This window comes from Halomonas borealis, assembly GCF_004798905.1.
Classification (GTDB): domain Bacteria; phylum Pseudomonadota; class Gammaproteobacteria; order Pseudomonadales; family Halomonadaceae; genus Halomonas; species Halomonas borealis.
Genome location: NZ_SDMO01000049.1, coordinates 1 through 296, shown reverse-complemented (window position 1 = coordinate 296; position 296 = coordinate 1). Strand labels below are relative to the sequence as shown.

1 pseudogene is annotated in these 296 nt (G+C 34.8%); it reads left to right on the top strand.

Features of this window, described 5'->3' with window-relative positions:
- Positions 1-296, top strand: a pseudogene (locus ETC07_RS16130) (hypothetical protein); the annotation flags it as partial.

Sequence of the window (296 nt, the reverse complement as noted above, 5' to 3'; positions counted from 1 at the left end):
TAGAAGGAGAACAGTAAAACAAGACAAACGTCTTGTTTTACCATTTATTGATATGACAGAATTTGATAAAATAATTGAGCGAAAAGGAACGTTTTGTACACAGTGGGATTTTGTAGAAGATCGTTTTGGTCAAAAAGATTTATTGCCTTTTACCATTTCAGATACTGATTTTGCTATCCCAGAGACGGTTAATCAGGCCTTGCAAAAGAGTATTCAACATCCGATTTATGGCTATACACGTTGGAATCACAAACATTTCAAATCAGCTGTCTCTGCTTGGTATCAAAAACAGTTTG